The 25,213-nt window shown below is 63.6% G+C and carries 23 protein-coding genes; 16 read left to right on the top strand and 7 right to left on the bottom strand.

The annotated features are described in order from the left end of the window. Positions 1–329 precede the first annotated feature (329 nt). The 8 genes from AC3FOF_RS16580 (at position 330) to AC3FOF_RS16545 (ending at position 10,239) form a co-directional block, all read left to right on the top strand. Positions 330–2,483, top strand: coding sequence for a hydantoinase/oxoprolinase family protein (locus AC3FOF_RS16580; protein ID WP_488727161.1), 2,154 nt, complete (start codon positions 330–332; stop codon positions 2,481–2,483). Continuing rightward, positions 2,480–4,204 (top strand): hydantoinase B/oxoprolinase family protein, encoded by a 1,725-nt coding sequence (locus tag AC3FOF_RS16575; RefSeq protein WP_488727160.1) that lies wholly within the window; start codon positions 2,480–2,482, stop codon positions 4,202–4,204. Before AC3FOF_RS16580 ends, AC3FOF_RS16575 begins: the two co-directional genes overlap by 4 nt. A 101-nt stretch (positions 4,205–4,305) precedes the next feature. Next, positions 4,306–5,931: an ABC transporter substrate-binding protein gene (locus AC3FOF_RS16570; RefSeq protein WP_488727159.1), complete on the top strand. Its 1,626-nt coding sequence runs from the start codon at positions 4,306–4,308 to the stop codon at positions 5,929–5,931. Positions 5,932–5,954: 23 nt separating this feature from the next. After that, entirely contained in the window at positions 5,955–6,941 is a 987-nt protein-coding gene (locus AC3FOF_RS16565; RefSeq protein WP_017229878.1) for an ABC transporter permease, read from the top strand. A 161-nt stretch (positions 6,942–7,102) separates the two neighbouring features. Continuing rightward, on the top strand, positions 7,103–7,933 hold the full coding sequence (locus tag AC3FOF_RS16560; RefSeq protein WP_488727216.1) for an ABC transporter permease: 831 nt from the start codon (positions 7,103–7,105) through the stop codon (positions 7,931–7,933). A gap of 88 nt (positions 7,934–8,021) precedes the next feature. Then, positions 8,022–9,107 (top strand): ABC transporter ATP-binding protein, encoded by a 1,086-nt coding sequence (locus tag AC3FOF_RS16555; protein ID WP_488727158.1) that lies wholly within the window; start codon positions 8,022–8,024, stop codon positions 9,105–9,107. Beyond that, positions 9,085–9,867, top strand: a complete 783-nt coding sequence (locus tag AC3FOF_RS16550) for an ATP-binding cassette domain-containing protein (protein WP_488727157.1) — start codon at positions 9,085–9,087, stop codon at positions 9,865–9,867. The genes AC3FOF_RS16555 and AC3FOF_RS16550 overlap by 23 nt, the downstream gene beginning before the upstream one ends. Before the next feature lie 126 nt (positions 9,868–9,993). After that, positions 9,994–10,239: a hypothetical protein gene (locus tag AC3FOF_RS16545; protein ID WP_488727156.1), complete on the top strand. Its 246-nt coding sequence runs from the start codon at positions 9,994–9,996 to the stop codon at positions 10,237–10,239. Between the two features lie 13 nt (positions 10,240–10,252). Here the strand turns inward: AC3FOF_RS16545 and AC3FOF_RS16540 are convergent, their stop codons facing one another. The 3 genes from AC3FOF_RS16540 to AC3FOF_RS16530 all read right to left on the bottom strand — a co-directional run bounded on the left by AC3FOF_RS16540 (position 10,253) and on the right by AC3FOF_RS16530 (position 13,761). Next, positions 10,253–11,200, bottom strand: a complete 948-nt coding sequence (locus tag AC3FOF_RS16540; RefSeq protein ID WP_017225192.1) for a PDR/VanB family oxidoreductase — start codon at positions 11,198–11,200, stop codon at positions 10,253–10,255. A 142-nt stretch (positions 11,201–11,342) separates the two neighbouring features. Beyond that, entirely contained in the window at positions 11,343–12,539 is a 1,197-nt protein-coding gene (gene fdhA / locus AC3FOF_RS16535; RefSeq protein WP_488727155.1) for a formaldehyde dehydrogenase, glutathione-independent, read from the bottom strand. Between the two features lie 199 nt (positions 12,540–12,738). Beyond that, positions 12,739–13,761, bottom strand: a complete 1,023-nt coding sequence (locus AC3FOF_RS16530) for a Rieske 2Fe-2S domain-containing protein (protein WP_051078416.1) — start codon at positions 13,759–13,761, stop codon at positions 12,739–12,741. A gap of 189 nt (positions 13,762–13,950) precedes the next feature. On the opposite strand from AC3FOF_RS16530, the gene AC3FOF_RS16525 reads away from it, so the two are divergent. After that, positions 13,951–14,481 (top strand): MarR family winged helix-turn-helix transcriptional regulator, encoded by a 531-nt coding sequence (locus tag AC3FOF_RS16525; RefSeq protein WP_488727154.1) that lies wholly within the window; start codon positions 13,951–13,953, stop codon positions 14,479–14,481. A 199-nt stretch (positions 14,482–14,680) separates the two neighbouring features. Here the strand turns inward: AC3FOF_RS16525 and AC3FOF_RS16520 are convergent, their stop codons facing one another. Then, positions 14,681–15,298 carry a MarR family transcriptional regulator gene (locus AC3FOF_RS16520; RefSeq protein ID WP_017225187.1) on the bottom strand — a complete coding sequence of 206 codons (618 nt, stop codon included), beginning with the start codon at positions 15,296–15,298 and terminating at the stop codon, positions 14,681–14,683. 379 nt (positions 15,299–15,677) lie between these two features. On the opposite strand from AC3FOF_RS16520, the gene AC3FOF_RS16515 reads away from it, so the two are divergent. Further along, a complete protein-coding gene (locus tag AC3FOF_RS16515; RefSeq protein ID WP_017225185.1) occupies positions 15,678–16,658 on the top strand; it encodes a tripartite tricarboxylate transporter substrate-binding protein in 981 nt (326 codons plus the stop codon). Positions 16,659–16,905: 247 nt separating this feature from the next. Here the strand turns inward: AC3FOF_RS16515 and AC3FOF_RS16510 are convergent, their stop codons facing one another. The 3 genes from AC3FOF_RS16510 to AC3FOF_RS16500 form a co-directional block, all read right to left on the bottom strand. Beyond that, positions 16,906–17,412 (bottom strand): MarR family transcriptional regulator, encoded by a 507-nt coding sequence (locus tag AC3FOF_RS16510; protein WP_488727153.1) that lies wholly within the window; start codon positions 17,410–17,412, stop codon positions 16,906–16,908. Positions 17,413–17,453: 41 nt separating this feature from the next. Then, entirely contained in the window at positions 17,454–18,605 is a 1,152-nt protein-coding gene (gene ribBA, locus AC3FOF_RS16505; protein WP_035807718.1) for a bifunctional 3,4-dihydroxy-2-butanone-4-phosphate synthase/GTP cyclohydrolase II, read from the bottom strand. A 100-nt stretch (positions 18,606–18,705) separates the two neighbouring features. Beyond that, on the bottom strand, positions 18,706–19,365 hold the full coding sequence (locus AC3FOF_RS16500; protein ID WP_488727152.1) for a MarR family winged helix-turn-helix transcriptional regulator: 660 nt from the start codon (positions 19,363–19,365) through the stop codon (positions 18,706–18,708). Positions 19,366–19,663: 298 nt separating this feature from the next. On the opposite strand from AC3FOF_RS16500, the gene AC3FOF_RS16495 reads away from it, so the two are divergent. The 6 genes from AC3FOF_RS16495 (at position 19,664) to AC3FOF_RS16470 (ending at position 24,669) form a co-directional block, all read left to right on the top strand. Further along, complete coding sequence (locus AC3FOF_RS16495; RefSeq protein WP_017225181.1) at positions 19,664–21,133, top strand: aldehyde dehydrogenase family protein; 1,470 nt, start codon at positions 19,664–19,666, stop codon at positions 21,131–21,133. A gap of 52 nt (positions 21,134–21,185) precedes the next feature. Beyond that, entirely contained in the window at positions 21,186–22,154 is a 969-nt protein-coding gene (locus AC3FOF_RS16490; RefSeq protein ID WP_017225180.1) for a dihydrodipicolinate synthase family protein, read from the top strand. 110 nt (positions 22,155–22,264) lie between these two features. Further along, positions 22,265–23,440 carry a cupin domain-containing protein gene (locus AC3FOF_RS16485; protein ID WP_017225179.1) on the top strand — a complete coding sequence of 392 codons (1,176 nt, stop codon included), beginning with the start codon at positions 22,265–22,267 and terminating at the stop codon, positions 23,438–23,440. A 167-nt stretch (positions 23,441–23,607) separates the two neighbouring features. Further along, positions 23,608–24,126, top strand: coding sequence for a flavin reductase family protein (locus AC3FOF_RS16480; RefSeq protein WP_488727151.1), 519 nt, complete (start codon positions 23,608–23,610; stop codon positions 24,124–24,126). Further along, positions 24,123–24,311: a hypothetical protein gene (locus AC3FOF_RS16475; protein WP_488727150.1), complete on the top strand. Its 189-nt coding sequence runs from the start codon at positions 24,123–24,125 to the stop codon at positions 24,309–24,311. Before AC3FOF_RS16480 ends, AC3FOF_RS16475 begins: the two co-directional genes overlap by 4 nt. After that, positions 24,298–24,669 (top strand): nuclear transport factor 2 family protein, encoded by a 372-nt coding sequence (locus tag AC3FOF_RS16470; RefSeq protein ID WP_017225177.1) that lies wholly within the window; start codon positions 24,298–24,300, stop codon positions 24,667–24,669. Before AC3FOF_RS16475 ends, AC3FOF_RS16470 begins: the two co-directional genes overlap by 14 nt. The last annotated feature ends 544 nt before the right edge of the window (positions 24,670–25,213 follow it).

Here is a 25,213-nt window from a genome sequence, read left to right as displayed (position 1 = left end):
GGCGCAACAGCGCGATCCCGGCGGGCAGGGCATAAGAGCGCACCATAGTCCCGCGCGCGGATCGGGGCAAGGAAGCATTGTGTCTATCCATAGGCATTGCCATGACATAAGCAAGTTCGAATTCCTTCGTTCCGGCGTGCCTCCCCCGCTGACTATGCTGCGCTCTGGTTTTCAGCGAACTCCGGCGCTTGCTCCCTGCCTTCATGCGGGGGAACGCATCTATCCAGTCGTGATCCAGGGGCAGTTCCCGATGGTCGTCGTTGTCGAGTGCGCCGCGGCACCTTGCCGCGAGGGCTGAAGCCAGACCTTCCCACTCCACGAACAACGGCATGTTTGCAGACAACCAGAATCCACACCAGGCGAGCGTACGGCTCGCCGTCGACGTTGGCGGCACCTTTACGGATACCGTCCTGCTGGCTGGCACGCAGCGCTACACAAGCAAAGTCCTGACCACGCCGGCCGCGCCCGAGAACGGCGTGATCCGCGGTGTGCAGGACCTCCTGGCCAGCGCCGGGCTCTCCCTGGCCCAGGTCGACCTCTTTATCCTCGGCACCACCCTTGCCACCAATGCCCTGATCGAACGCAAGGGCGCGCGTACCGCGCTGATCACCACGGCGGGATTCCGCGATCTGGTCGAGATCGGCTGGGAGGATCGTTTCGCGCAATATGACATCTTCCTCGACAAGCCGGCGCCGCTGGTACCGCGCTACCTGCGCTTTGGCGTGCCGGAGCGTGTCGACGGCCGCGGCAACACGCTGCTGCCCCTCGACGAGGAGGCCGTGGCCGCGCTCGTGCCGCAGCTTGAGGCAGAGGGCGTGGAAAGCGTGGCTGTTACCTTCCTGCACAGCTATGCGAATCCCGCGCACGAGCAGCGGGTGCGCGCCATCCTGGGCGAACTGGCACCGCATCTGTGGGTCTCGCCGTCCTCTGACGTGTGCCCTGAGATCCGGGAATACGAACGCCTGTCCACCACCTGCGCCAATGCCTATGTGCAACCCCTGGTGGCGGGCTATCTCGGGCGACTGCGCGAGCGCGTGGCGGCGCTGGGCCTGCGCAGTCCGCTCTTCCTGATGACGTCGGGCGGCGCCATCACCAATATCGAGGCGGGCATTGCGCAGCCAGTGCGGCTGGTCGAATCCGGACCCGCCGGGGGCGCCATCCTGTCACGCCGGGTGGCGGAGCAGGGTGGCATCGGGCGCGCGCTGTCCTTCGACATGGGCGGCACGACCGCCAAGATCTGCTTTATCGACGACTACCAGCCGCAGATCTCGCGCAGTTTCGAATTCGGCCGCATGCACCGGCACCTCAAGGGATCGGGCCTGCCGATCCGCATCCCGGTGATCGAGATGGTGGAGATCGGCGCAGGCGGCGGATCGATCGCCCGCATCGACGCGCTGGGCCGCGTGCAGGTCGGGCCGGACAGCGCCGGTTCCGAGCCCGGCCCGGCCAGCTATGGCCTGGGCGGCAACGCGGCCACCGTGACCGACGCCAACTGCGTGCTGGGCCTGCTGGACCCGCAGCGCTTTGCCGTCGGCAAGGTGGCGTTGCAGCCGGAGCGCGCGCGCGCGGCGCTCGGCATCGATATTGCGCTTGGACTGGGTACGACGCCGGAGTTCGCCGCGCTGGCCGTGACCGAGATCGTTACGGAGAATATGGCGAACGCCGCCCGTGTCCATGCGACCGAACTCGGCAAGACGGTGGAGGACTACACCCTGATCGCGTTCGGCGGCGCCGCGCCGTTGCATGCGGCGGCACTGGCCAGGCGGCTCGGCATCCGCCGCGTAATCGTTCCCCAATCCGCCGGCGTAGGGTCGGCGCTGGGTTTCCTGTGGGCACCGATTGCCTATCAGGCGGTACGCAGCTTCTACCAACGCCTCGACGCCTTCGACGCGGCGGCGGTCAATGCCGTCCTCGGGCAACTGGCGGCCAGCGCGCGGGATATCGTGAGCCAGGCCGCACCCGGCCAGGCGCTGGGCGAACAGCGCCTGGCTTACATGCGCTATGCGGGCCAGGGTCACGAAATCCCCGTGCCCCTGCATGCACAGGCCCTGGGCGCGGCCGACGCGGCGGTGCTGGGCGAGAGCTTCGAACGCGCCTACGCCGCGCTATATGGCCGCACCTTGCCCGGCAATCCGGTCGAGATCATCAGCTGGTCGATCAACGTGAGTACCGCTCAGCCCGCGATCGGGCGCGCGGGGGAGGAAGCGGTGTCCGGGGCCGCGGTGGCAGCCAGCGGTGGCCGGCGCAAACTGTTCGACGGCGAGCGCGGTGCGGGGTACGAGGTACCGGTGTACGAACGTGCGGCGCTGCCCCCCGGCCAGGCGATACGCGGCCCCGCGCTTGTGGTGGAGGACGAGACCACGACGGTGGTGCCGGCCGGCTTTGCCTTCTCGCTGGATCCGGGCGGCCATCTGGTGCTCGAGGCGTCGATACCCGTACCGGCCCAAGCGGGCCTTGCTGATCTTGTGGAGGTGGCGCAATGAGTTCGGCCAGTCCCCTAGCAACCCATGCCGCGTTGCGCGGCACCCTCCACGCCCAGCTGATGTGGAACCGGCTGCTGTCGGTCGTGGAGGAACAGGCGCAGACCCTGATCCGCACGGCCTTCGGCACCTCCACGCGCGAAGCCGGGGATCTTTCCGCCGGGGTATTCCTGCCCGACGGCCGCATGATCGCGCAGGCGGTCACCGGCACGCCCGGGCACGTCAACTCGATGGCCGAATCGGTCAAGCACTTCCTGCGGGCGTTTCCCGCCGCGACCATGGCCGAGGGCGACGTCTACCTCACCAACGATCCCTGGAAGGGCACCGGCCACCTGTTCGACATGACCATGGTCACGCCAGTGGTGCGCGCGGGCCAGGTGGTGGCGCTGTTCGCCTCGACCCTGCACGTGGTCGACATCGGCGGCATCGGCGCAGGCCCGGACGGCACCCAGGTCTATCACGAAGGGCTGTTCCTGCCGATCCTGAAGCTGTTCGACGGGGGCCGGCCCAATGAAGCCGTGTTCGACATCGTGCGCGCCAATGTGCGCGAGCCGGTGCAGGTCATCGGCGACCTGCACGCGCTGGCCGCCTGCAACGAGATCGGCGGGCGCCGCCTGCGGGCCATGATGGATGAGTTCGGTCTCGGCGACCTGCACGCGGTGGGCGAGTACATCATCCGCCAGGCCGGCCAGGCCATGACCGCCGCGATCGCCGCATGGCCGCGCGGCACCTGGCACAACAGCATGACCATCGACGGCTACGAAACGCCGATTACCCTGAAGGCCAGCCTGACCATCTCGCCAGAGGGCATCGACGTGGACTTCACCGGCTCGTCGCCGGTGGTGGCGCGAGGCATCAACGTGCCCAAGGCCTATACCGATGCCTATACCTCATTCGGCATCCGTTGCCTGATCGGCGCCGATATTCCCAACAACGCGGGCTCGCTGGCTCCCGTGCGCGTGCATGCACCCGAGGGTTCGATCCTGAACGCGCCGTTCCCATGCGCCGTCACCGCGCGCCACATCATCGGCCAGATGCTGCCGGACGTGGTGTTCGGCTGCCTGCGCCAGGCGCGCGCCGGTGCGGTGCCGGCCGAAGGTTCGTCGAGCCTGTGGAATATCCAGCTCTCGGGCGGCCAGCCGCTGGCCGGCGCCGGCGCCGCCGGCGAACTGCTGCAAGGCCGGCGCTTCGCCATCACCAGCTTCTCCACCGGCGGCACCGGCGCGCGTCCGGGCAAGGACGGGCTGTCCACCACCTCTTTCCCCAGCGGCGTGCGCAACGTCTCGGTGGAGATCCTGGAGACCGTGAGCCCGCTGGTGTTCTGGCGCAAGGAGTACCGGCCGGACTCGGGCGGCGCCGGGCAGCAGCGCGGCGGCCTGGGGCAGGTCATCGAGGTGGCCAACGCCGAAGGCGCGCCCATGGTGCTGGCGGCCGCCTGGGATCGCCTGCTGTTCCCGGCGCGGGGTGCCGACGGCGGCCTGGCTGGCGCACCCGGCCGCGTCTCGCTTGCTTCCGGCCAGGTCCTGAGGGGCAAGGGCCGGCAACTGGTGCCGGGGGGCGACCGGCTGGTGGTGGAAACGCCGGGCGGCGGCGGTATTGGCGACCCCGCCTCGCGTGATCCGGGGCAACTGGCGGCTGATCTGCGCAACGGCCTGGTCAGCGCCGCGCAGGCGAGCGCCAGCCATGGCCAGGATGCCGTCCCGGGCAATGCGGCATTGGCGTGAAGAATTCGCTCGACCTCCCGACACAGGCTCGCGGCGCTGCCGCGGGTCCGGCGGTGCCCGGCGCCGCCATCCATCCGTATTCTGATCAGGATTTTCCGCCCATGTCTTCAAAGCCTTCGTCGCGCAAACTGCATCAACGCATCCTGTCCGGCGCATTGCAGGCTGCACTGGCCATCTCGCTTGGCATTGCCGCGCTGGCGATGCCGGCCGCGCACGCCGTGCCCTCTCACGGTGGCACGCTCAACCTGCTGCTCAACTATGAGCCGCCCACGCTGGTATCGCTTGCCAACGTGGCCACCCCCGCGCTCAGCGTCAGCGCCAAGGTGACAGAAGGCCTGCTGGAGTACAACTACGACCTGACCCCGCGTCCGCAGCTGGCTACCTCGTGGAGCATCAGTCCGGACGGCAAGCAATATACTTTCCATCTGCGCAAGGGCGTCAAGTGGCACGACGGCAAGGACTTCAGCTCGGCCGACGTCGCGTTTTCCATCCTGCTGCTCAAGAAGGTCCACCCACGCGGCAGCAGCACCTTCGCCAACGTGACGGAGGTGAAGACCCCCGATCCCTACACCGCGATCATCGTACTGTCCAGGCCCGCGCCTTACCTGATCAAGGCGCTGGTGGCCACCGAATCGCCGATCGTGCCCAAGCATATCTACGAAAACACGGACGCCATCGGCAATCCCAACAACAACGCGCCGATCGGCACCGGCCCCTTCCGTTTCAAGGAATGGGTGCGCGGCAGCCACATCGTCTATGAGTGCAACCCGGACTATTGGGACAAGCCCAAGCCCTACGTGGACCGCATCGTGGTGAAGTTCATCCCCGATCCGGCCGCGCGCGCCATTGCCTTCGAGACCGGCGCGGTCGACCTGGGCTACCGCACGCCGGTGCCGCTGTCCGACCTGGCCCGGCTGAAGAAGGTGCCCAGGCTGACATTCGAGACCAAGGGCAACAGCTACTCGTTCAACGTGACCCGGCTGGAGTTCAATCTCGACAATCCGTACTTCAAGAACCTCAAGGTGCGCCAGGCCGTGGCGCACGCCGTCAATCGCGATGTGGTGCTGAACACGGTCTACTATGGCTACGGCACCCGCACCGCATCGCCGATCGCCCCTGGCCTCGGGGCGTTTCACGACAGTACGCCCACGCCTTACCCCTTCGACACCAGGGCGGCCGAGAGACTGCTCGACGAGGCCGGCTATCCGCGCCGGGGCGGCGCGCCGCGCTTTCGCGTCACGCTGGACTACAACCCCATCAGCGAGGACAGCAAGCGCTTGGCAGATTACCTGCGCTCGGCGCTGGGCAAGGTCGGCGTCGATGTGACCATCCGCTCGCAAGACCTGCCGGCCTTTGTCAAGCGCATCTATACCGAGCGCGACTACGACTTCACGGTCAATGGCGCGAGCAACCTGTTCGATCCCACCGTCGGCGTGCAGCGCTTGTATTGGTCCAGGAACTTCAAGAAGGGCGTGCCGTTCTCCAACGCGACCCACTACAGCAATCCGGAGGTGGACAAGCTGCTGGAGGACGCCACGTCCGAGATCGACCCCGCCAGGCGGGTGGCGCAGTTCAAGCAGTTCCAGCAGATCGTCGGCAAGGAGGTGCCCGACCTGAACCTGGTGTCGCCACAGTTCATCACCATCGCCAACACGCGGGTACATGACCATTCGCTGACCGCCGACGGCGTCGAGTCCAACCTCGCCAACGTCTACCTGGACAAATAGTCCGGCCGACCGGACACCACACCATGCCAACCCTGCTACGAATCGGATCGGCCCTGCGGCGCACGCTATGGCGCGCGCTGCCTACCGCCCTGGGCGTGATCGTCTTCAACTTCCTGCTGCTCCAGCTGGTGCCGGGCGATGCCGCCGACGTGCTGGCGGGTGAGTCGGGCTCCGCCACCGAGCAGACCATGGCGTTGATACGGTCCCGCTTTGGCCTGGACCAGCCGGTGCTGCATCAGTTGCTGGCTTACCTGGGCCACCTGGCACGCTTCGACCTGGGTTTCTCGCCGCGCTACAACATGCCGGTGGCGGACCTGATCCTGGCGCGGCTGCCCAATACGCTGCTGCTGACCGGCGCCGCGCTGTGCATCGCGCTGGTGCTCGGCGTGGCTTGCGGCGCCGCCATGGCTGCGCGCGTAGGCACCTGGCTGGACAGTGCGCTCTCGCTGGCCGCGCTGCTGCTGTACTCGGTGCCAGGCTTCTGGATCGGCTTGATGGCGATCGTGCTGTTCTCGGTCCGCCTGGGCTGGTTGCCCAGCGAAGGCACCGGCACCATCGGCGCGGAGCTGGGCGGGTGGGCGCGGCTTGGCGACGTGGCCAGCCATCTGGTGCTGCCGGCACTGGCGATGTCGACGTTCTTCATTGCCATCTACGCGCGCCTGACGCGCGCCGCCATGCTCGAGGTGCAGCGCCAGGATTTCGTGCGCACCGCTGCCGCCAAAGGGCTGCATCCGCTGCGTGTATCCGTGTGCCATGTGCTGCGCAATGCGCTGCTGCCCATCACGACGGTGGCCGGCATGCACTTTGGCGCCTTGTTGGGCGGCACGGTGGTGATCGAGACGGTCTTCAGCTGGCCCGGACTGGGCCGGTTAGCGCTGGAGGCAGTGATGGCGCGGGATTTCAGCGTGCTGCTCGGCGTGCTGTTGCTGTCGTCCTTCCTGGTGGTACTCGCCAATGTACTGGTCGACCTGTTGCAAGCATGGCTTGATCCGCGCATCAAGACAGCCTGACGCACGGAGCAGGGCATGACGGGATTGCCGATCAACCGAATCGCGGAGCGCCATTCAAGGCGCGTATCGATATGAATTCCATTTCTTCCACCTGCCCCGCCGGTGCGGCTGGCACCGCCAACACCACCTCCGTGGACGTACCGCTGGCGGGCGCCGCGCGCATGCGCGCGCTGCGCATTTTCCTGGGCAACCCGGCTGCGCTGGGCGGCGTACTGGTACTGCTGGCGATGGTGGGGATGGCCACGTGCGCCGGTGTGCTGTTTCCCGGCGATCCGCTCGACATGGTGGGCCAGCCGTTCCTGTGGCCCGGCGCCGATCCCGCTTTTCCGTTCGGCACGGATTCGCTTGGCCGCGATGTGCTGGCCGGCATCGTGCACGGAGCGCGCGTCTCGCTGCTGGTGGGACTGGCGGCGGCGTCGCTGAGCCTGTTGATCGGCACGCTGGTGGGCGCCGTGGCAGGCTACTTCGGGCACGCGGCTGACGCCCTGCTGAGCCGGCTGATCGAGCTGGTGCAGACGGTGCCGAGCTTTCTGCTGGTGATCGTGATCGTGGCCATCGGCAGTCCGTCGGTCACCACCATTGCGCTGGCGATCGGGCTGGCCTCCTGGCCCACGGTGGCGCGCCTGGTGCGGGCCGAGTTCCGCACCCTGCGCGAGGCGGATTTCGTGCTGGCCGCACGCAGCGTGGGCTACCGCAACAGCCGCATCATCATTGCCGAGATCCTGCCCAATGCGCTGCCGCCGGTGATCGTCACCACCTCGGTCATGGTGGCCAGTGCCGTCCTGATCGAATCGGCCCTGTCCTTCCTGGGCATGGGCGATCCCAACGTGGTGAGCTGGGGCAGCATGATCGGCGCCGGCCGCGAGGTGCTGCGCAGCGCCTGGTACCTGACCGCGCTGCCGGGGACCGCCATCATCCTGACCGTGCTGGCGCTGAACCTGGTAGGCGATGCCCTCAACGATGCGCTTAATCCTCGCCTGCGCTACGACTGAGACATGACTGAGATATGACTGAGACCGATGCCAGAAAGGCCGGCCGTGGCCTTGCCGCCGCGCATGCGGCCGTATCAGGGGAGAGCGCGTGAGTGCACTGCTGGAAGTCGAGCAACTGGAGATCCGCTTCGGTACCCAGCCCGTGGTGCATGACCTGAGCTTTGCTATCGAAGCCGGGCAGACGCTCGCGCTGGTAGGCGAGTCGGGCTGCGGCAAATCGGCCACCGCGCTGGCGCTGATGCAATTGCTGCCTGCTCCGGGGCGTATCAGCGGCGGGAGCCTCCGCTTTGCCGGGCGGTCTTTGCTGGGCTTGCCGCCACCGGCGCTGCGCGACCTGCGGGGGCGCGCCATGTCGATGATTTTCCAGGAGCCGATGAGTTCGCTCAATCCGGTGATGCCGGTGGGCCACCAGATCGCCGAGGTGCTGCGCCGGCATCAGGGCTTGTCGCGCCGCGCCGCGCGCGCGCGGGCCATCGAGCTGCTGGACCTGGTGCGCATTCCCGCCCCGGCGCAGCGAGTGGATGCCTTTGCACACAATCTCTCGGGCGGCCAGCGCCAGCGCGTGATGATCGCCATGGCGATCGCCTGCAAGCCTCAGTTGCTGATTGCCGACGAGCCCACCACCGCGCTCGATGTGACCATCCAGGCCGAGGTGCTGGCCCTGCTGGATACGTTGCGGCGCGAACTGTCGATGGCGCTGCTGCTGATCACCCACGATCTCGGCCTGGTGGAGCAATGGGCCGACCGCGTGGTGGTGATGTACGCCGGGCGAAAGATGGAAGAAGCGCAGGCGGGCGAGCTGTTCGCAGGCCCGGCCCACCCATACACACGCGGCCTGCTCGATGCCTCGCTGCGGCTGGACCAGGGCAGGTTCTATCGCGACACACGGCTTGCCGAGATTCCCGGCAGCGTAGAGTCGGCGCGGGAGGCTGCCGGCTGTCCCTTCGCGCCGCGTTGCGCGCAGGCCGAGGCGCAGTGCCTGGCACAGCCGCCAAGGCCGCAGCCGCTGCCGGCAGCCGTGCGTGAACGGCCCCGCGCGGCGCCGGCGGGCGCTTGCGCGCAACCCGAAGCGGCGCTGCACCGCGTGGCCTGCGGGCCCGCCCACCGCGGCGCAGTGCCAGGCCAGTCTCAGAACGAGAAACAGGTACCTCATGCCGTTGTTGTCAGTCATTGATCTGCATACCCGCTACGCCACCCGCGCGGGCGTTACCCATGCCGTGAGGGGTGTGTCTTTCGACATTGCGGCCGGCGAAACGGTGGGGCTGGTAGGTGAGTCCGGCTGCGGAAAATCGACGCTGGGCAAGACGCTGCTGCAACTGGTGCCCGCCAGTTCCGGACGCGTGCTGCTCGACGGCATGGACCTGGGGGCCTTGAAACCGGGGCCGCTGCGCGCATTGCGTCCCCGCATCCAGATGATCTTCCAGGACGCTTACGCGTCGCTCAACCCGCGCCGCAGCGTGCGCGACACGCTGGAGACGATATTGCGCGTGCATGGCATGTCCAACGCGCGGGAGCGCCTGCGGCAGGTGGCGCTGATGATCGACCGGGTTGGCTTGCCGCTGTCGGCGCTGGGCCGCTATCCTCACGAGTTCTCCGGCGGCCAGCGCCAGCGCATCGGTATCGCGCGCGCCTTGCTGCTACGGCCCGATCTGGTGGTCTGCGACGAGCCGGTGTCGGCGCTCGACGTGTCGATCCAGGCCCAGATCCTGAACCTGCTGGTGAGCCTGAAGCGCGAGTTCGGCCTGGCCTATCTGTTTATTTCACACGATCTCGCCGTGGTGCGCTATCTGGCGGACCGCGTCATGGTGATGCAAGCCGGGCAGATTGTCGAAGACGCGCCGCAGGAGCAGCTCTGGCGCCATCCCGCGCATCCGTACACGCGCGCGCTGATTGCCGCCGAGCCTTCGTCCGGGCGCCGGGCGCGGGCGGTCTAGCCAGGCCCGGTTCCGCATATCCATATCCGAAACCCCTTCTTGTGGCCGTGCGCGCGATCCAGCAAGATTCCCGCTTCCTTTCTCCTTGTATGAAGGCCCTGCGCGGCCAGCCGGCGCGGCACCCAGGTGCTGCGCTACGGCAATACGCGCGAGCTCAATGCGTTGACTGATCCACAGGTCGGCCGCATTGGATTTGCCTGGTCGAAGATGCCCCGCGTGCGGGATCTGGCGGGAGGGCAGGCGACCGGATACATCTCACAGGCTGATGCGCACGGGCGCAGTAACTGCAAGCACGTCGTGCGGCGCGAGCGCTATCTCAACCGGAGACTGCGCCGAAGCGCAAGAATCAATGGGAGCCAGCCGCAGAATTGACGGTCCTCAACATCTACAGATCCAGCGTCAGGACCGGGGTTCTGGAGCGTGAGCAGCATGGCAGGAACTGGTCGTTCGCTGTGCGCTCCTCATCGGTCAGGTACGCGTCGCGGTGATCGGGATCGCCTTCCAACACGCGCGTGAGACACGTGCCGCATATGCCTTGCTCGCAAGAGGTCTGGATCTCGACGCCGCACGCACCAAGCGCCTCCACCACGGTTTGATCAGCGCTAACGTCTATGATTTTTCCGGAGCTAGCCAGCCTGACCTGAAATGCGCTATTTCCTGCGACGGCTCCTTTCTGAGCGCTGAAGTACTCGCGATGGAGGTTGGATTCCGGCCAGCCGGCATTTCGCGCGCGCGACAGCACTGCATCGACAAAGCCCGAGGGCCCGCAGACATAGGCATGCTTGTCTACATCGGGGGCCGCGAGAATCGCTTCCAGATCGATACGCTCCTCAGGCGGTGCCGTATCGAAATAGACTCGTACGTGGCCCTTCATTCCGGGACGCATCAATTGTTCGCGGAAGGCGGTTCTTTCCGGTGCGCGAGTGCAATAGTGAAACTCGAACGATGCGTCGAGATGAGTCAATCGCTCTGCCATGCAGAGTATTGGCGTCACGCCGATCCCGCCCGCGAGCAGAATCGAGTGCTTGGCTTCCTTGGCAAGCGGAAAGTGATTTCTGGGTTCGCCGATTTCAATCTCCGCCCCTTCGTCCTGAGCATGCATTGCGATCGACCCGCCACGGGAGTTGGGGTCGCGCAGCACACCAAGGACGTAGCGATGCGTATCGTTCGGATCGTTACTCAAGGAGTACTGCCGTACCAACCCATTGCCGACATGGACGTCGATATGCGATCCTGCGGAGAATCCGGGTAGGGGTCTTCCGGTGGGATCCACAAGCTCGAAGGAGAGAATATCCGTTGCCGTCTCGACCTTCTTCAATATCTTCACTTTCATGATGGGCTGCCAATATTCGTGACAAGTTCTGCTTCGATCCGACGATCAAGGATTCTCCGCGGCTGCATCCCGCCGTGGGACGGATAGCGGCGGATCTTCGGGAGACTGCGCCGCGCGCCGGCCAGGCCTGCTCGTGCATTCGTCAGCTCGCGAGCAGTCCATGCGGGTCGATGACAAATTTCTTCGGCACGCCGGAATCAAACTCCAGATAGCCTTGAGGCGCCTCGTCGAGCGTGATTACCTGCACGTTTACGATGTCGGCAATCTTAATCCGGTCCCAGAGAATGGCCTGCATCAGGTTTCGGTTGTATTTCATGACCGGCGTTTGCCCTGTGAAGAAGCTGTGTGACTTGGCCCAACCAAGGCCAAATCGAACGGACAGGCTTCCGCGCTGCGCCGCTGCGTCAGTTGCGCCCGGATCTTCCGTCACGTACAACCCGGGGATACCAATCTTGCCTGCGGCCCGCGTGACCTCCATCAGTGAATTGAGGACCGTTGCAGGAGCTTCTTGATGCGAGCCGCTGTGACCGTGGCCCCGAGCTTCGAAGCCAACGCAGTCGATAGCGCAATCCACCTGAGGCTCCCCCAAGATGGCCGCAATTTGGTCGGCGAGCGAAGCGTCTTCGGAAAGGTCGACCGTGTGAAAGCCGACGTTGCGTGCGTGTGCCAGCCGAACCTTATTGACGTCGCCGACCATCGTGACAGCCGCGCCGAGGAGGCGAGCCGACGCGGCCGCTGCCAAACCAACCGGACCAGCGCCGGCGACATAAACCGTCGAGCCGGGACGGACGCCCGCGGTCACAGCGCCGTGGTAGCCGGTTGGCAGGATATCCGACAGGCACGTCAGGTCACGAATCTTCTCCATGGCCTGCTCGCGGTCGGGAAACTTCAGCAAATTGAAATCCGCATAGGGCACCATCACGTACTCGGCCTGTCCGCCGATCCAGCCCCCCATGTCGACATACCCATATGCACCACCGGGCCGTGCAAGGTTGACGCTCAGGCAAACGCCGGTGTTCATCTCCTTGCACATCGGGCAACGTCCACAGGCGACATTGAACGGTACCGATACAATGTCGCCTTTCTGCAGCGTGGTGACATCCGAGCCTACCTCTACCACTTCCCCGGTGATTTCGTGGCCTAGCACGAGACCCGCGGGAGCCGTCGTGCGGCCACGCACCATATGCTGGTCCGATCCGCAAATATTGGTCGACACGACACGGAGCACCGCCCCGTGGTTTGCCTTACGGCCGCTCGGTTCGATCAATTCGGGAAAGGCAATCGACTGAACCTCTACCTTGCCTGGGGCGACATATACAACACCTCGGTTACCTGACATCTCTATCTCCACTGTATGACTGAGAACAACGCGCGCAAGCAGCTATCCTGCAGCCTGCGGATACTTCTCCGCGGACGTATCGAAGCCTCGGCTTCCTGGCGTCGATACCACCACCTTTGGTGATTTAGTTCATTGCTGGATGAGCGGGCGCTTCGCGCTGTCTTTCCGAATCGATTTATGCGGTGTCCGTGAGGTCAGACTAGCTTGCCTGCTTGGCGGTCAACGCTGCGATAATGCGGCGAGCGCGGTTCGCCCCAATGTCGACGTGAATGTCGACCTGTGGTTGCGTTCCGAAGCGACACATGTTCTGGTGCTGCGCTTCGATTACGACCTTGTCCTCCTCGAAGGTCAACGCTGTCTGCTCATAAACGACATCCAGATTGCTGCTGCCGGATGGCGGCCGGTTTGTGGCAATGGTCCAGAAATAGTGCGCGGTCCTATCGGTCTCAGGCGTAATGCAATGGAGACCACGCATGTGGAAGCCGCCACGATCCTGGTTATCCAGCGACTCGGTCCCGGCGCCAACTGCGCCGGTCCAGATTCGGATGTGGTTGACGTCGAATTCAATCTCCTGCCATCGGTCGATCCGATCACAAAAACCCCAGGCATCCACATAAGTCTTCGGCGCTTGAGAGTTCATCATGTGCCGGACGATCCGTACCGTGTTTCCCTTGCTCTCCACCTTCATTTCGGCATTCATATGCACGGAGGGGTTGCCACCAATCGTTCGCAAGTGAACGTAGCCGAGATGGCTCAGATCCAGCAGGTTGTCGTGGATGAGTTGATACGGCGCATCATAGTGAACCACGCCACCTCGGTACTCGTAGCGCTCGTCGTTATGCCAGCGATACGCGGGGGGCTCGATATCGGGTTTGCTTTCGGGATGGGCACCGAACCATATCCACAAGATCTGATCCTTTTCCACCACGGGAAAGCTTTCCACGCGAGCCTTGTCGGGGATGCGATCCTGTCCCGGAATTTCGAGGCATTTACCTTGCGGCGAGAACAGCAGGCCGTGATAACCGCACCGGATACCTCGTTCTTCCACAGTGCCGCATGAGAGCGGCAGGGATCGATGGCAGCAACGATCTTCGAGTGCTCCCGCGACACCGTCAGTGCTGCGGAACAGCACCAGGTGCCGGTTGAGCAAGGTGCGCGCAAGCGGCTTATCTGTCAACTCTGATGAGAAACCGCCGGCATACCACTGGTTGAGTGCAAACATGCTGTCTCCTTGTGAGGGGGCGTCACCTATGGCTCGCCTCTCTACCTGTCGAAAGGCTTGCTCTTCAGTCAACGTTCAGTGTACTTAATCTGACGTTAAGTATACTCATCGTCAACCGTGCGCGAAAGATCTTTTTGCTGCACAGGTACTAGGGATTAATCCCTAGTACCCAAATTTCGAGGGAAGGACATGAGTCGCCAGACCGCATCATCCAGTCGCACCACAAAACCGGGCGGACCCGAAGAGGAGTTGTCGACGGACCTCTATGACCAGCCCGGCCATCTGATCCGTCGTGCCCATCAGATCTCCGTCTCGATGTTCCATGCCGTGATAGGGCAAGAGGTAACGGCGATCCAATATGGTGCCTTGCGCATCCTCCAGGATCATCCCGATATCGATCAGGTGACATTGGCGAAGCTGTGTGCTCTAGATAACTCAACGACCGCCTCGCTTGCTGTCCGCTTGGAAGAGCGAGGACTGATCGAGCGCTTCGTGCCGCCGGAAAACAAGCGCTATCGCCTACTGCGACTCACTCGTGCCGGCGCGGAGCTTTTGGAAGAGCTTGTGCCGTCCGTGCACGAATTGCGTCACCGGCTGCTCGAGCCGCTGACGAAAGAGGAGCAGGCCACGTTTCTTGCGCTCCTCTCAAAATTTGTCCGATTGAACAACGAGAAGAGCCGGGCGCCGCTTCGCCGCGAGCTTGGGGATTCCGAGCGCTGATCGTTCTGCTTTGGCAGCAGGTCTGGGCTTGATGGCCATACCGCCGCAAAGCGGTGGACAGGGTCAACGCACTTGTGGCCTGCTCTGAACAGGGCAGGTGGGATGTGGTGCAGTTACGCTGGCAGGCTGGTGCGGTCGAGGTCCTTGGGGACCGGATTTCGCTCCGAGGGCGGGTGCATGTGCGGCGGCCACCCGTGTGTCAGGGGGCCGTTCGTTGGCGTCCCTTTCCCTTGCCTGGACCGGGTGCCTGTGCCGTGTTGCCCTCAGCCGCCGCAGTTTCGCGCCGTAGATCGAGCGCAGGTGCCGGGGCCCCACTGTTATCCAGGGATTCGTGGCCGAGCGCTTCCGCCGTGGTGTCGCGTACGTTCCGCAACAGTATTCTGAGGGCCACTTGCTCGGGCTGGGACAGCCGTTGCACGACGACCTGGGTGGCTTCTTCGGCCAGATGCAGGAGCGGTACTTTCAGGTCCCGTGCCCGAGTGGTCAGGTAGACGCGCGTCTTTCGCTTGTCGAGCGAATCACGTTCGAACCTGATCAGATCATCGCGCTCCATGGACCGTAGCATTTCCAGCGTCGACGGCTGCGTCATGCCCAGACGATCGGCCAGTTCGCGCTGGGTCACGCCATCGCCTTCCCACAGCACGCGAAGCACATACCAGCTACCGCCCCGGATGCCTCGGCTTGCCAGGCGGCCGTAGAGCAATCGCCGGCTCAGTCGGGACGTTTCGTTCAACAGGAATCCGATCGACTCATCCAGGCTCTGGGTCGGGACGTCTTCCTCCGCGTGCTTGGGAGGCGTTCGTGGGTTGCGGGTCATCGGCTCATTCCAGCGGTGTGCTCTTCAGAAATATTAGCGCTGCGCTCGCGGGCAAGCGCTGTCGATTGGGAGCCAATTTTATTCCACAGGGCTGTCCGGGAGTAGCAGTCTTATACCTCGAGAAAACACTTATAGGAACCGAATTAAAATTGAGGTCCAATCCAAGGGGTCGATGGCTGGTCAGAAGACCTTGGTCGGGGCGCTCAAGGACAACGCGTTGGAGACGGGATGCATTAGTCCGCGCCATCTGCCCGAACTGGTTCAACAGGAATCCCGGCGGCAGTGGGGAAGAGTCGCCCGGGAGCTGGGCTTCACCGCCGAAACCTGAAGATACCATCCCACGTCTTGCGTCAACAGGACCGTCACATAGGAGTACAACATGGCGCATATCACCCGTCGCGAACTGATGCTGGCCTTTATGGCGGGCTTGCTGGCGAAGCACGCATCGGCCCAGGTGCTCCCCGCGAACGCACGCATCATTGTCGGCTTCACGCCGGGGTCGGGCGTCGATCTCGTGGCCCGGCGTCTTGCCAACGAACTGACCGGCAAGCTCGCCGGCGCGATCATTGTCGATAACCGCACGGGAGCCTCCGGCAACATCGCAGTGAGCGCTGCGCTGGCTGCGGCGCCTGACGGCACGACGCTGATCTCGAATCCCAGCGGCGTCCTGACGGTGAATCCGCACACTTTCCGCAAGCTCGGTTTTTCGCCTTTCAAGGATCTGCAGCCCGTCAGCCTGGTGTGCCGCTACGAACTCGGGCTGGCGGTCGGGCCGGCGGTGCCGGAGTCAGTGAAAACCTTGCCTGATTTCACGGCCTGGGTCCGCCAGCAGCGCCAGGTCGTGGCCTACGGCTCGCCGGCCACCGGCTCGGGGCTGCACTTCATGGCCCACGCTTACAGCCGAAGCCAGAGACTGAACATGGTGCATGTCCCCTACCGGGGCGCTGGCCCCATGATCGTCGACATCCTGGGGGGGCAAATTGCAGCGGGCGCCGGCTCGCTACCCGCGCTGATGGCGCAAGCCACCAATGGCAGGCTGCGTGTCCTCGCCAGCACGGGTGTCGGGCGCTCCCGCTTCTTCCCGTCCGTGCCCACCTTCGAGGAGCAGGGTGTGCGCGGACTCGGGATGCGCGAATGGCATGGCATCTATATTGGCGGCAAGCCCGACGCGAAGGTGCTTGATCACCTGGTCACTCTGGTTCAGTCAGCCGTCAAGACGCCCGCTTTCGCCGAGGCGATTGCGAAGCAGGGTTTCGAGGCCGTCGCCTCCTCGCCGCAGGAACTGGATCAACTTGCCCGGGCCGACTCGGAACGCTGGGGAGAGATCGTCAAGACCTCCGGGTTCGTCCAGGAAAGCTGAGCGTAGGCGACTTCATGACCGCATCGGCTGGCCCCCCGAGGTTCCGCATCGTCTCCTACCAGTCGGACGGCGATCCTGCCCGCGCGGGCCTCGACCTCGCGGAGGACCGCGTGGACGCTGCGCGCCTCCGGCATCGCCGCACTCGTGTCACGCAGCTGTACCGGCTTTCACGAAGACTTGCCGGACCCCGCCCGGGTCGGCAATCCGGGCCTTCGCGGCCGGATAGCTGCGGAGCCGGGTAAATATGCTAATCGGTTTCACTGGCAGTCGGCGAGCCCAGTTTCTTTGCGAGATCCTCGAGCAAGTTATAAAGTACATGAGCATCTTCCTTGCCGAGCGATAATTCTATATTTTTATAGTTTTCCTTCCAGTGGGGAGTGATTTTCTCCACTAGCGATTGCCCCATAGGCGTAATATTGATTTGTGTTGCACGAAGATCTCTTTCATCCGCTGCGCGCTCTATCAAAAGCCGAGATTCCAGCGTCTTTAGTCGTCGCGAGAGGTTGGGCATGCTTAATGAGGTCAGCTGGGAAAGCTCGCTAGGCCTGATTGAGGAAATGGCTGAAGAGAGCGCTGTGAGTATGCGCCATTGCTGCTCCGTGATGTCGTGCTCACGCAGGGTTGTGCGAAGGCGACTCAACACTGCTTCACGCCCCCGCAACAAGGAAGACGGCAATGAGAAAAGAATTTTGTCAGGGCCGTCGTTATTCGCTGGAAATGCGGTGGGTGGAGATGGATTTATATTTTCAGGCATAAGATGGCCGCTATGGAGAATAGTATCGATCGTGATGCATTTCAGATGGCTTGAGGCTCGACGTAGCTGGCGATCTCAAGCCCGTAACCCGCCATGCTGGGCATGCGGCGTGGTGTCCCCAATAGCTTCATCCGGCGCACTCCACATTCGCGCAAGATCTGTGCTCCCGTGCCGTAGGTTCGCAAGTCCATAGGGCTCCGGATGGGAGCATGCGCGGCATGTGCCGCTCTAGCGACCTGAGCAAGCAGTTGTTCGGTGCTTTCTCCGCAGTTGAGCAATACGGCAACGCCGTGGCCCTCCTGCACAATGTGAGCCAAGCTTGAATCCAGACTCCACGAGTGTTCGGTTCGGTTAATTTCCAGTACATCAAGGACAGACAGCGGTTCGTGCACGCGGACCGGTACCAGATCGTCTTCAGCCCATTGCCCGTGAACCAGCGCAAGATGCACGTTTTGACCAGGACGGTCCTGATAGGCATGCGCAACGAAATGACCCCAATGCGTGTCCAGCGTGCGGGTGCTCATGCGCTCAATCATCGATTCGCGGCGGCTGCGATATTCGATGAGGTCCGAAATAGTGCCAATCTTCAACCCATGCTGCGCCGCGAATAGTCGCAGATCGGGCAATCGCGCCATGGATCCGTCTTCGTTCATCACCTCGCAAATCACAGAGGCCGGGCTACAGCCAGCCAAGCGGGCCAGGTCACAGCCTGCTTCTGTGTGACCCGCGCGAATAAGGACCCCGCCATCGACGGCCTGAAGAGGAAAGATATGACCGGGTTGAACCAAGTGCTCGGCCCGGGCACCTCTGGCGACTGCAGCCTGAACGGTTCTCGCGCGGTCAGCTGCTGAAATCCCGGTCGTGACGCCCTCTGCTGCTTCGATCGATACCGTGAATGCTGTGCCATGTTTGGCGCCGTTACGCTGAGTCATTGGGGGCAGACGAAGCCGCTCACACATCTCGCGCGAGAGTGTCAGACAGATCAGGCCACGCGCGTAGCGCGCCATGAAGTTAATGACTTCAGGTGTGATGTGATCCGCTGCAATGATGAGGTCGCCTTCGTTCTCGCGGTCTTCTTCATCGACCAGGATAACCATGCGGCCCAGATGAATCTCCGCAACGATCTCCTCGACAGAGGAGATACATGTTTCGGCTTGAGCGTGCGGAAAGGCGTGATCGTGAGCTGCATTCATGATTTCGTGCGGGTAGGCTTGGACTCTGTAGCGGTGTTGTGTTGGTGCATGTCTAGTTGTCGAAGAGTGCTTGTGCGCTCATGACCAGATTCACGTTGCCTTATTTTTTTTGAAACTCGAAGCCGGCTTGCGGGCTTTGCAGATGCCTGGGGGGCTCGTCGGTAGTCGCCATGGCTTTCTGCTTCCGGCCGGGCGAGAGGGCGGGGGCCGCCACCTCGTCCGGCGACTCGCTATCCAAGACTGCGGATGCGGTGTCGCGTATGCCACGCAGAAGCATCCTGAGCGCCACTTCCTCTGCTGGCGATAGGCGTTGCGCCATCACCCGGGTCGCCTCGTCGGCCATGTGCAGCAACGGCACTTTCAGGTCCCATGCGCGGGTGGTCAGGTAGACACGCGTCTTCCGCCTGTCGAGGATGTCACGCTCGAAACGGATCAGGTCATCGCGCTCCATGGTGCGCAGCATTTGCAGCGTCGACGGCTGAGTCATGGCCAGCCGTTCGGCCAGCTCGCGCTGCGTCAAGCCGTCGCCGTCCCACAGCACGCGCAACAGGTGCCAGCTACCCCCGCGGATGCCTCGGGCCGCCAGGCGGCCGTATAGCAGGCGCCGGCTCAGGCGGGCCGCCTCATTCAGAAGGAAGCCGATGGATTCGTCGAGGCTCTGGGTAGAGACGTCGTCTTCCAGGCGCTTATCGGTGTCTTTGGAGCGGCTGGTCATCAAGTCTGTTTGCATGCGGATTCCGGCGAAGAGTGTTGATGCCATGGGGCCGCTCGGTCGTATCGCAGTTCGGCATCGGCATCTGCGCCAAGGGGTCAGCCTGTGCCACTGCGTCTATGACGGCTCCTTGCATCGAGCACTCCAATAAGGTTAGGAACCAATTCTATCCACTCGCTGAATTTACGTGAACTCTTCATCGCTAGTAGAAAACACCTATAGAAACCTAAGTATTTGAGTCGTTTAATTCAACCCGTCAGGCAATGGTTGAGGTCTGGTGCGCCTCCTGGGGCCGCACCAGACGGTCCATGCCGCAGGCTCATCAAGGTATCTCTAGGTTGAAAACATGACGCATATTGCTGCCATCCCTCCGGCGTTGCCGGACTCCCGCAAACTGTTCTACGGCGGGCGATTCCACGAGCCGCTCGGCGGCTATCAGCGAACGCTCAATCCAGCGACGCAGGATGACCTCGGGCCTGCCGCGCATGCCAATGCCGATGACGTTGACGCGGCGGTGCAGTCGGCACAGGAGGGGTTCCTCGAGTGGCGGCGTACCAAGCCTGCCGAGAGGGCCAGGGCCTTGCGTGCCTTTGCACAAGGCGTGCGCGAGGCGGCCAGCGAACTGGGCTGGCTGGATGCCATCAATGGCGGCAATCCTGTGCGCGAAATGGTCAGCGATGCGCAGGTGGCCGCCGGCGTGGTCGACTATTTCGCTGGACTGGCGCATGAAGCCAAGGGACAGACGCTGCCGATGGGCGATGCCCATCTCAACTACTCGGTGCGTGAGCCGCTGGGCGTGGTGGCGCGCATCGTCGCCTATAACCATCCCGCGATGTTCCTGGTAACCAAGCTGGCTCCGGCGGTCGCCGCTGGCAACGCAGTGGTGCTCAAGGCTCCGGATCAAGCCCCCTTGTCCGCTTACCGTCTGGCTGACATCGCGTGGGCATGTTTTCCTCCGGGTGTCGTCAACATCCTGACCGGCGGACACGAATGCGGGCAGGCGCTGGTGGCCCACCCGCTCGTCAAGAAGGCCACGCTGATCGGCTCCACTTCCACCGGCGTCTCGATCCTGCGGGCCGCGGCGGACAAGGTGATGCCGGTGTCGCTGGAACTCGGCGGCAAGAATCCGCTCGTCATCTGCCAGGACGCAGACCTTGACCGAGCGATCGACGGCGTTATCAATGGGATGAACCTGACTTGGGCTGGACAGAGTTGCGGCTCCACCTCGCGTTGTTTCGTGCATAAGTCTGTCTATGGGCAGGTGATCGAAGAGCTTGCCCGGCGCATCCCTCAGCGCCATCGCTGTGGCTTGCCCACAGATCCCGACACGACGATGGGCAGTCTGGTGTCCCGGCAGCACTACGAGAAGGTGCTGGATCTGATTGAGTCGGCGCGGGCCGAAGGTGCACGCCTGGTGACGGGGGGGCGGCGCAGCCCCGACCCGGCGCTGGCCAAGGGATGGTTTGTCGAGCCCACGGTGTTCGCCGACGTGACGCCGCAGATGCGCCTGTTCCGCGAGGAGGTGTTTGGACCGGTGCTCGCGGTGACCCCTTGGGATGACGAGGATGCCATGCTCGAGCAGGTCAATGGCCTGGAGTACGGCCTGACCGCGTCGATCTGGACGCGCGACCTTGCACGCGCCCATCGCCTGGCAGCGCGCATCGAGTCAGGCTACGTGTGGGTCAACCATGGCAGCGCGCATTTCCCCGGCGCCGATTTTGGTGGATACAAAAAGAGCGGACTGGGCCGTGAAGAAGGCCTGTCCGAGCTGCTGGCGTTCACGCAGAACAAGAACATCAACGTGAAGCTCTACTGAGCTGCATCGCCTCTCTCCAATGGTTCAACAACAGCCAACAAGGAAGTTTCACATGAAAATCACCTACGCCGACTTTCGCGGCATGCTGGGCATCGTTCCCACGCCCGCGACGCCCGATGCCGAGAACTGGCGCTCGACGCAGACAGTCAACCTCGCCGAAACAGAGAAGATGATCCGGCTGGTCGTGGACTCGGGCATCGAGATGATTGCCACGACCGGTACCTTCGGCGAATGCGCCACGCTGACGGAGCCCGAGCTGAACGATCTCGTGTCCTGTGTCGTCGAAACGGTAGCCGGACGGCGTCCTGTGTTCGCCGGTATCACCACGCTCAACACGCGTGACACCATCCGCCGCGGCAAGGCGCTGGTCGAGCGCGGCGCCGACGGCCTGTTCGTGGGGCGTCCGATGTGGCTGGCCTTGGACGATCAGGGCATCGTCCGTTTCTACCGTGACGTGGCCGAGGCGCTGCCGGGCGTGCCGCTGATCGTCTACGACAACCCGGTCGCCTTCAAGGGCAAGATCTCATCGCAGGCCTACGCCGAACTCGCCAAGATCCCAGAGGTTGTGGCCGCCAAGCATACCGGCGGACCTGCGCTGGAAGCCGACATGCGTGCCATTGGCGACAAGATCCGCATCCTGCCGTTGCCCGGTGACTGGCAGGCGCTGGCTGAGAAGATGCCGGAGCGGGCCCTGGCTGCCTGGTCGGGGGCCACGGCCTGCGCACCGGCGGTACTCCATGCCGTGTCGAAGGCTATCCTGGCGCGCGATTGGGCGCTGGCCAGCCGGCTCTGCGATCGTGTGCGCTGGGCGGAGCGACCGATGTTCGCGGGCGGCGACCTTGAAGGGTTCATGGATTACAGCATCGCGGTCGGGCATCTGCGCTTCCAGCATGCCGGGCTGGTCAATCCGGGGCCGGTACGCCCGCCATATATGTTCGTACCCGATAACTACCGCGCGGGCGGTATCGAGACCGGCAAGCGATGGGCCGAATTGCAGCGGGAGTTTTCGGATTCAGAGTAGCGCTACTCGCTCAACGGGCGTCTTGCATCGCCACCGCCACTTGCACCATCGCGCAAGCCGCCCCTGTCGAAACCGTCCCTCAGCTCTGTTCACGGCCCTAGGAGGACCGCATGTCAGCCAACGAAAACAGATCCGCCTCCAGCGAAGATCCGGCAGTTCGCGATCTGAAGGAGTACGACGCAAAGATCAAGGCCGAACACATCATCGGTCAGTGGACAATGGAGCCCTTGCTGGAAAACGCCATCGGGGGTCCGCAGCCGCGCGGCACTGGCTACGTGTGGCCCTGGTCGCTCACGCGCGAGCGGCTGGTGGAAGCTTCGCGCATCCTCGGCCCGCGCGGCGTAGGTCGTACCAGCATCGTGTTCCTCAACCCCGGAATCACACAGGGGCCTCCCGGCTCGACCCATACCTTGGCTGCTGGCATCCAGGCCATGCGCGCGCAAGAAGTCTGCTGGTCGCACCGGCACACGATGAATGCGCTGCGCTTCATCCTGGAGGGCAATCCCGAAGCATTCACCGTCGTCGACGGCGAGCCGCTCCCGATGGACACCTATGACCTGCTACTCACCCCACGCGGATCCTGGCACGACCACCACAATCCCACCAACGACGAGGTGATCTGGTGGGACGCGCTGGACCTGGGCCTGACGCTCGGCCTGAACCAGGCATTCTTCGAGCCGTATGGGGGCGCTAGCCAGGCGCAGCGTGACTCCGGCTCGGATTTCCAGGGCCTGCGGGCCACTCTGCTGCGTCCCGTGGACGAGCAGGCGCGCCAGGCGCGCCAGCCCATCCGCTACGCATGGAAAGACATCGAGCCGATCCTCGACCAGTATGCCAAGGACGGTCGCGTCGGCAATGAGTACGACGGCTTGGCCCTGCGCTACGCCAATCCGGTCAACGGCGGTCCGACGTTCCCGACGATGGACTGCTGGGTGCAGCAATTTGAGCCCGGCTTCCAGGGCGCGAAGCACCGCCGAACCTCTAGCAGTATCGGCCTGGTCATCTCGGGCCAAGGCCGGATCGAGGTGGGCGACGAGACGCTGGAGATCGCCCGGCACGACACCTTCGCCATTCCGAATTACGCGTGGCATCGCGTGGTCAACACCGGCAGCGAGCCGCTGCGACTGTTCACGGTGCACGACATCCCCACGCTGCAGGCCCTGGGCCTGCTGTACGAAGAGCCCACACCCATCATCGGCCGCGCGCCAGCCCCCAAGGTTCCGGGCGTGCCGTTGAAGCAGACGTACCGGGCCGACATTTTCCTCGATCGCGACGAGGTGCGCTGACGAGCCGCGGGCAAGACTCTTCATCCGCGGCGCGGCGAGTAGGTTGGCCGCCAAGCGCAGGAAGCCCGACACGGGCGTCGTCTCCTGGCTTGCGCAATGTCCGGCATCGCCGGCGGCATGAAAAACAAAACGATGCACTCAAAGAGTGATTGAGTAGGAGACAAAAGATGGTTTCGAAGATCGATCCAGGCGCGTTGAAGCGCGTCTTTGCCCACTATCCCGCCGGCGTCGCCGCGATTGCCGCGAAAGTCGGAGGAGACGACCATGTTCTGGTTGCGTCCTCGTTCATGCCCGGGATCTCGCTTGATCCGCCGCTGGTTTCCGTGGCCGTGCAGAGTGCCTCCACGACGTGGCCCTCGCTGCGCAAGGCCCGGCGTATCGGTGTCTCGCTTCTTGGGCAGGGGCAGGAGGGACTGTGCCGCCAACTGGCCTCCAAGGACAGGCAGGCGCGCTGGAACGGTGTCACCAGGAGCTACGTCGAGGATGTCGCCGTCCGGATTCATGGGGCGTGCGCTTGGCTCAACTGCATTCCCTATGCCGAACACGACGCAGGAGACCATGTCATCGCGCTTCTGGAGGTTGTCGACTATGAGTTGATCCAGAGCGTGGATCCGCTGATTTTTCATGGCTCGAGATTCCGTGGCTTTTCACCAGAGCCGGCGGCTCGAAGCGAGGTCGCGGCATGAACGAAATGACGTTCCATGACCCAGCTTCGGAATGGACGATGCAGCGCACGTCGGCCTCGTTCGCAGTGACGGTCATCGATGTCATGAAACGCGGTGTGCCAGACAGTACGCCGCTAGGACTGATGTTGTCCCAACCTTGGATTGCTTTTTTTGATGAGAGGGAGGTGCGTGATGAGTGTGAATGAATTTACCGCGGACATGCTGAATGACCTGCTATCGGCTTTCAATCGCCATGACCTGGATGGCGTGATGCAGCATTTTGCCGAGAACGCGATCATGGTGGCGGCGTCTGGCGCGAATGGGAATGGCCAGGTAATTGAGGGCGCCGACGCGATCCGTGGATTTTTTGCCAAGCGATTCGAAAGCCTGGCCGACATGCGCTGGACCTCTGTTGCCGAGTTCGTGTCCGGCGATCGTGCTGTGACCGAGTGGCGGGTGCAGTCGCCTTCGGCCGGCATCGATGCGCTCGGGTGTGATCTATGGACCTTCCGTGACGGAAAAGTCCTGGTCAAGGATACCTACTTGAAGCAGGTGGCAGCCTGAAGCCCCTTGTCCGGTTGCGAAGGGCCGGTACGACCTGGCATTGCGATGGGCTCTGCCGGTTCCAGTAGATCTTGTGAACGGGATGCCGTGCATTCCTAGTAATGCCGTTACCTTTATCTTTATATAAGGGCGGCGAACCAAAAAAAATAATACAAGGAGGAGAGATGAATCACTCATGCATGGTGGTGGCTATGGGGCGGGCTCTATCGGGCGTCACGGTTAGTCACATGCGGTCCGGGCCGCAACGGGCGGATGCCGACGAGTTCCTGTTTGAGCGAGGGCGGGGTCTGGCGTGTTAGCGCATGTTCCGCCGTGTGTCTGGCGGTAGAGCAAGCAAAAGCAAGTGTTGCCAGCGTGCTCTCGACGGAGCTATGTCCGCATACCTGGCCATACCATGGTCAGGGCACCCGGGTGCAGCTTCTCACGCGCTACACAACTGAGCTGCAGCTGGCCCGGCAAGGATGCCAGCAACCGCGGAGAGCCTGAGGCCGAATGCAACCCGGCCACACGGCCTCCAGCTGTGGTTTGACCAGCGAGTATCCAG

This window comes from Cupriavidus sp. 96C5-1 (assembly GCF_057798855.1).
Note: the sequence above shows the minus strand (reverse complement) of the source record. Positions and strands in the feature narration are given on the sequence as shown.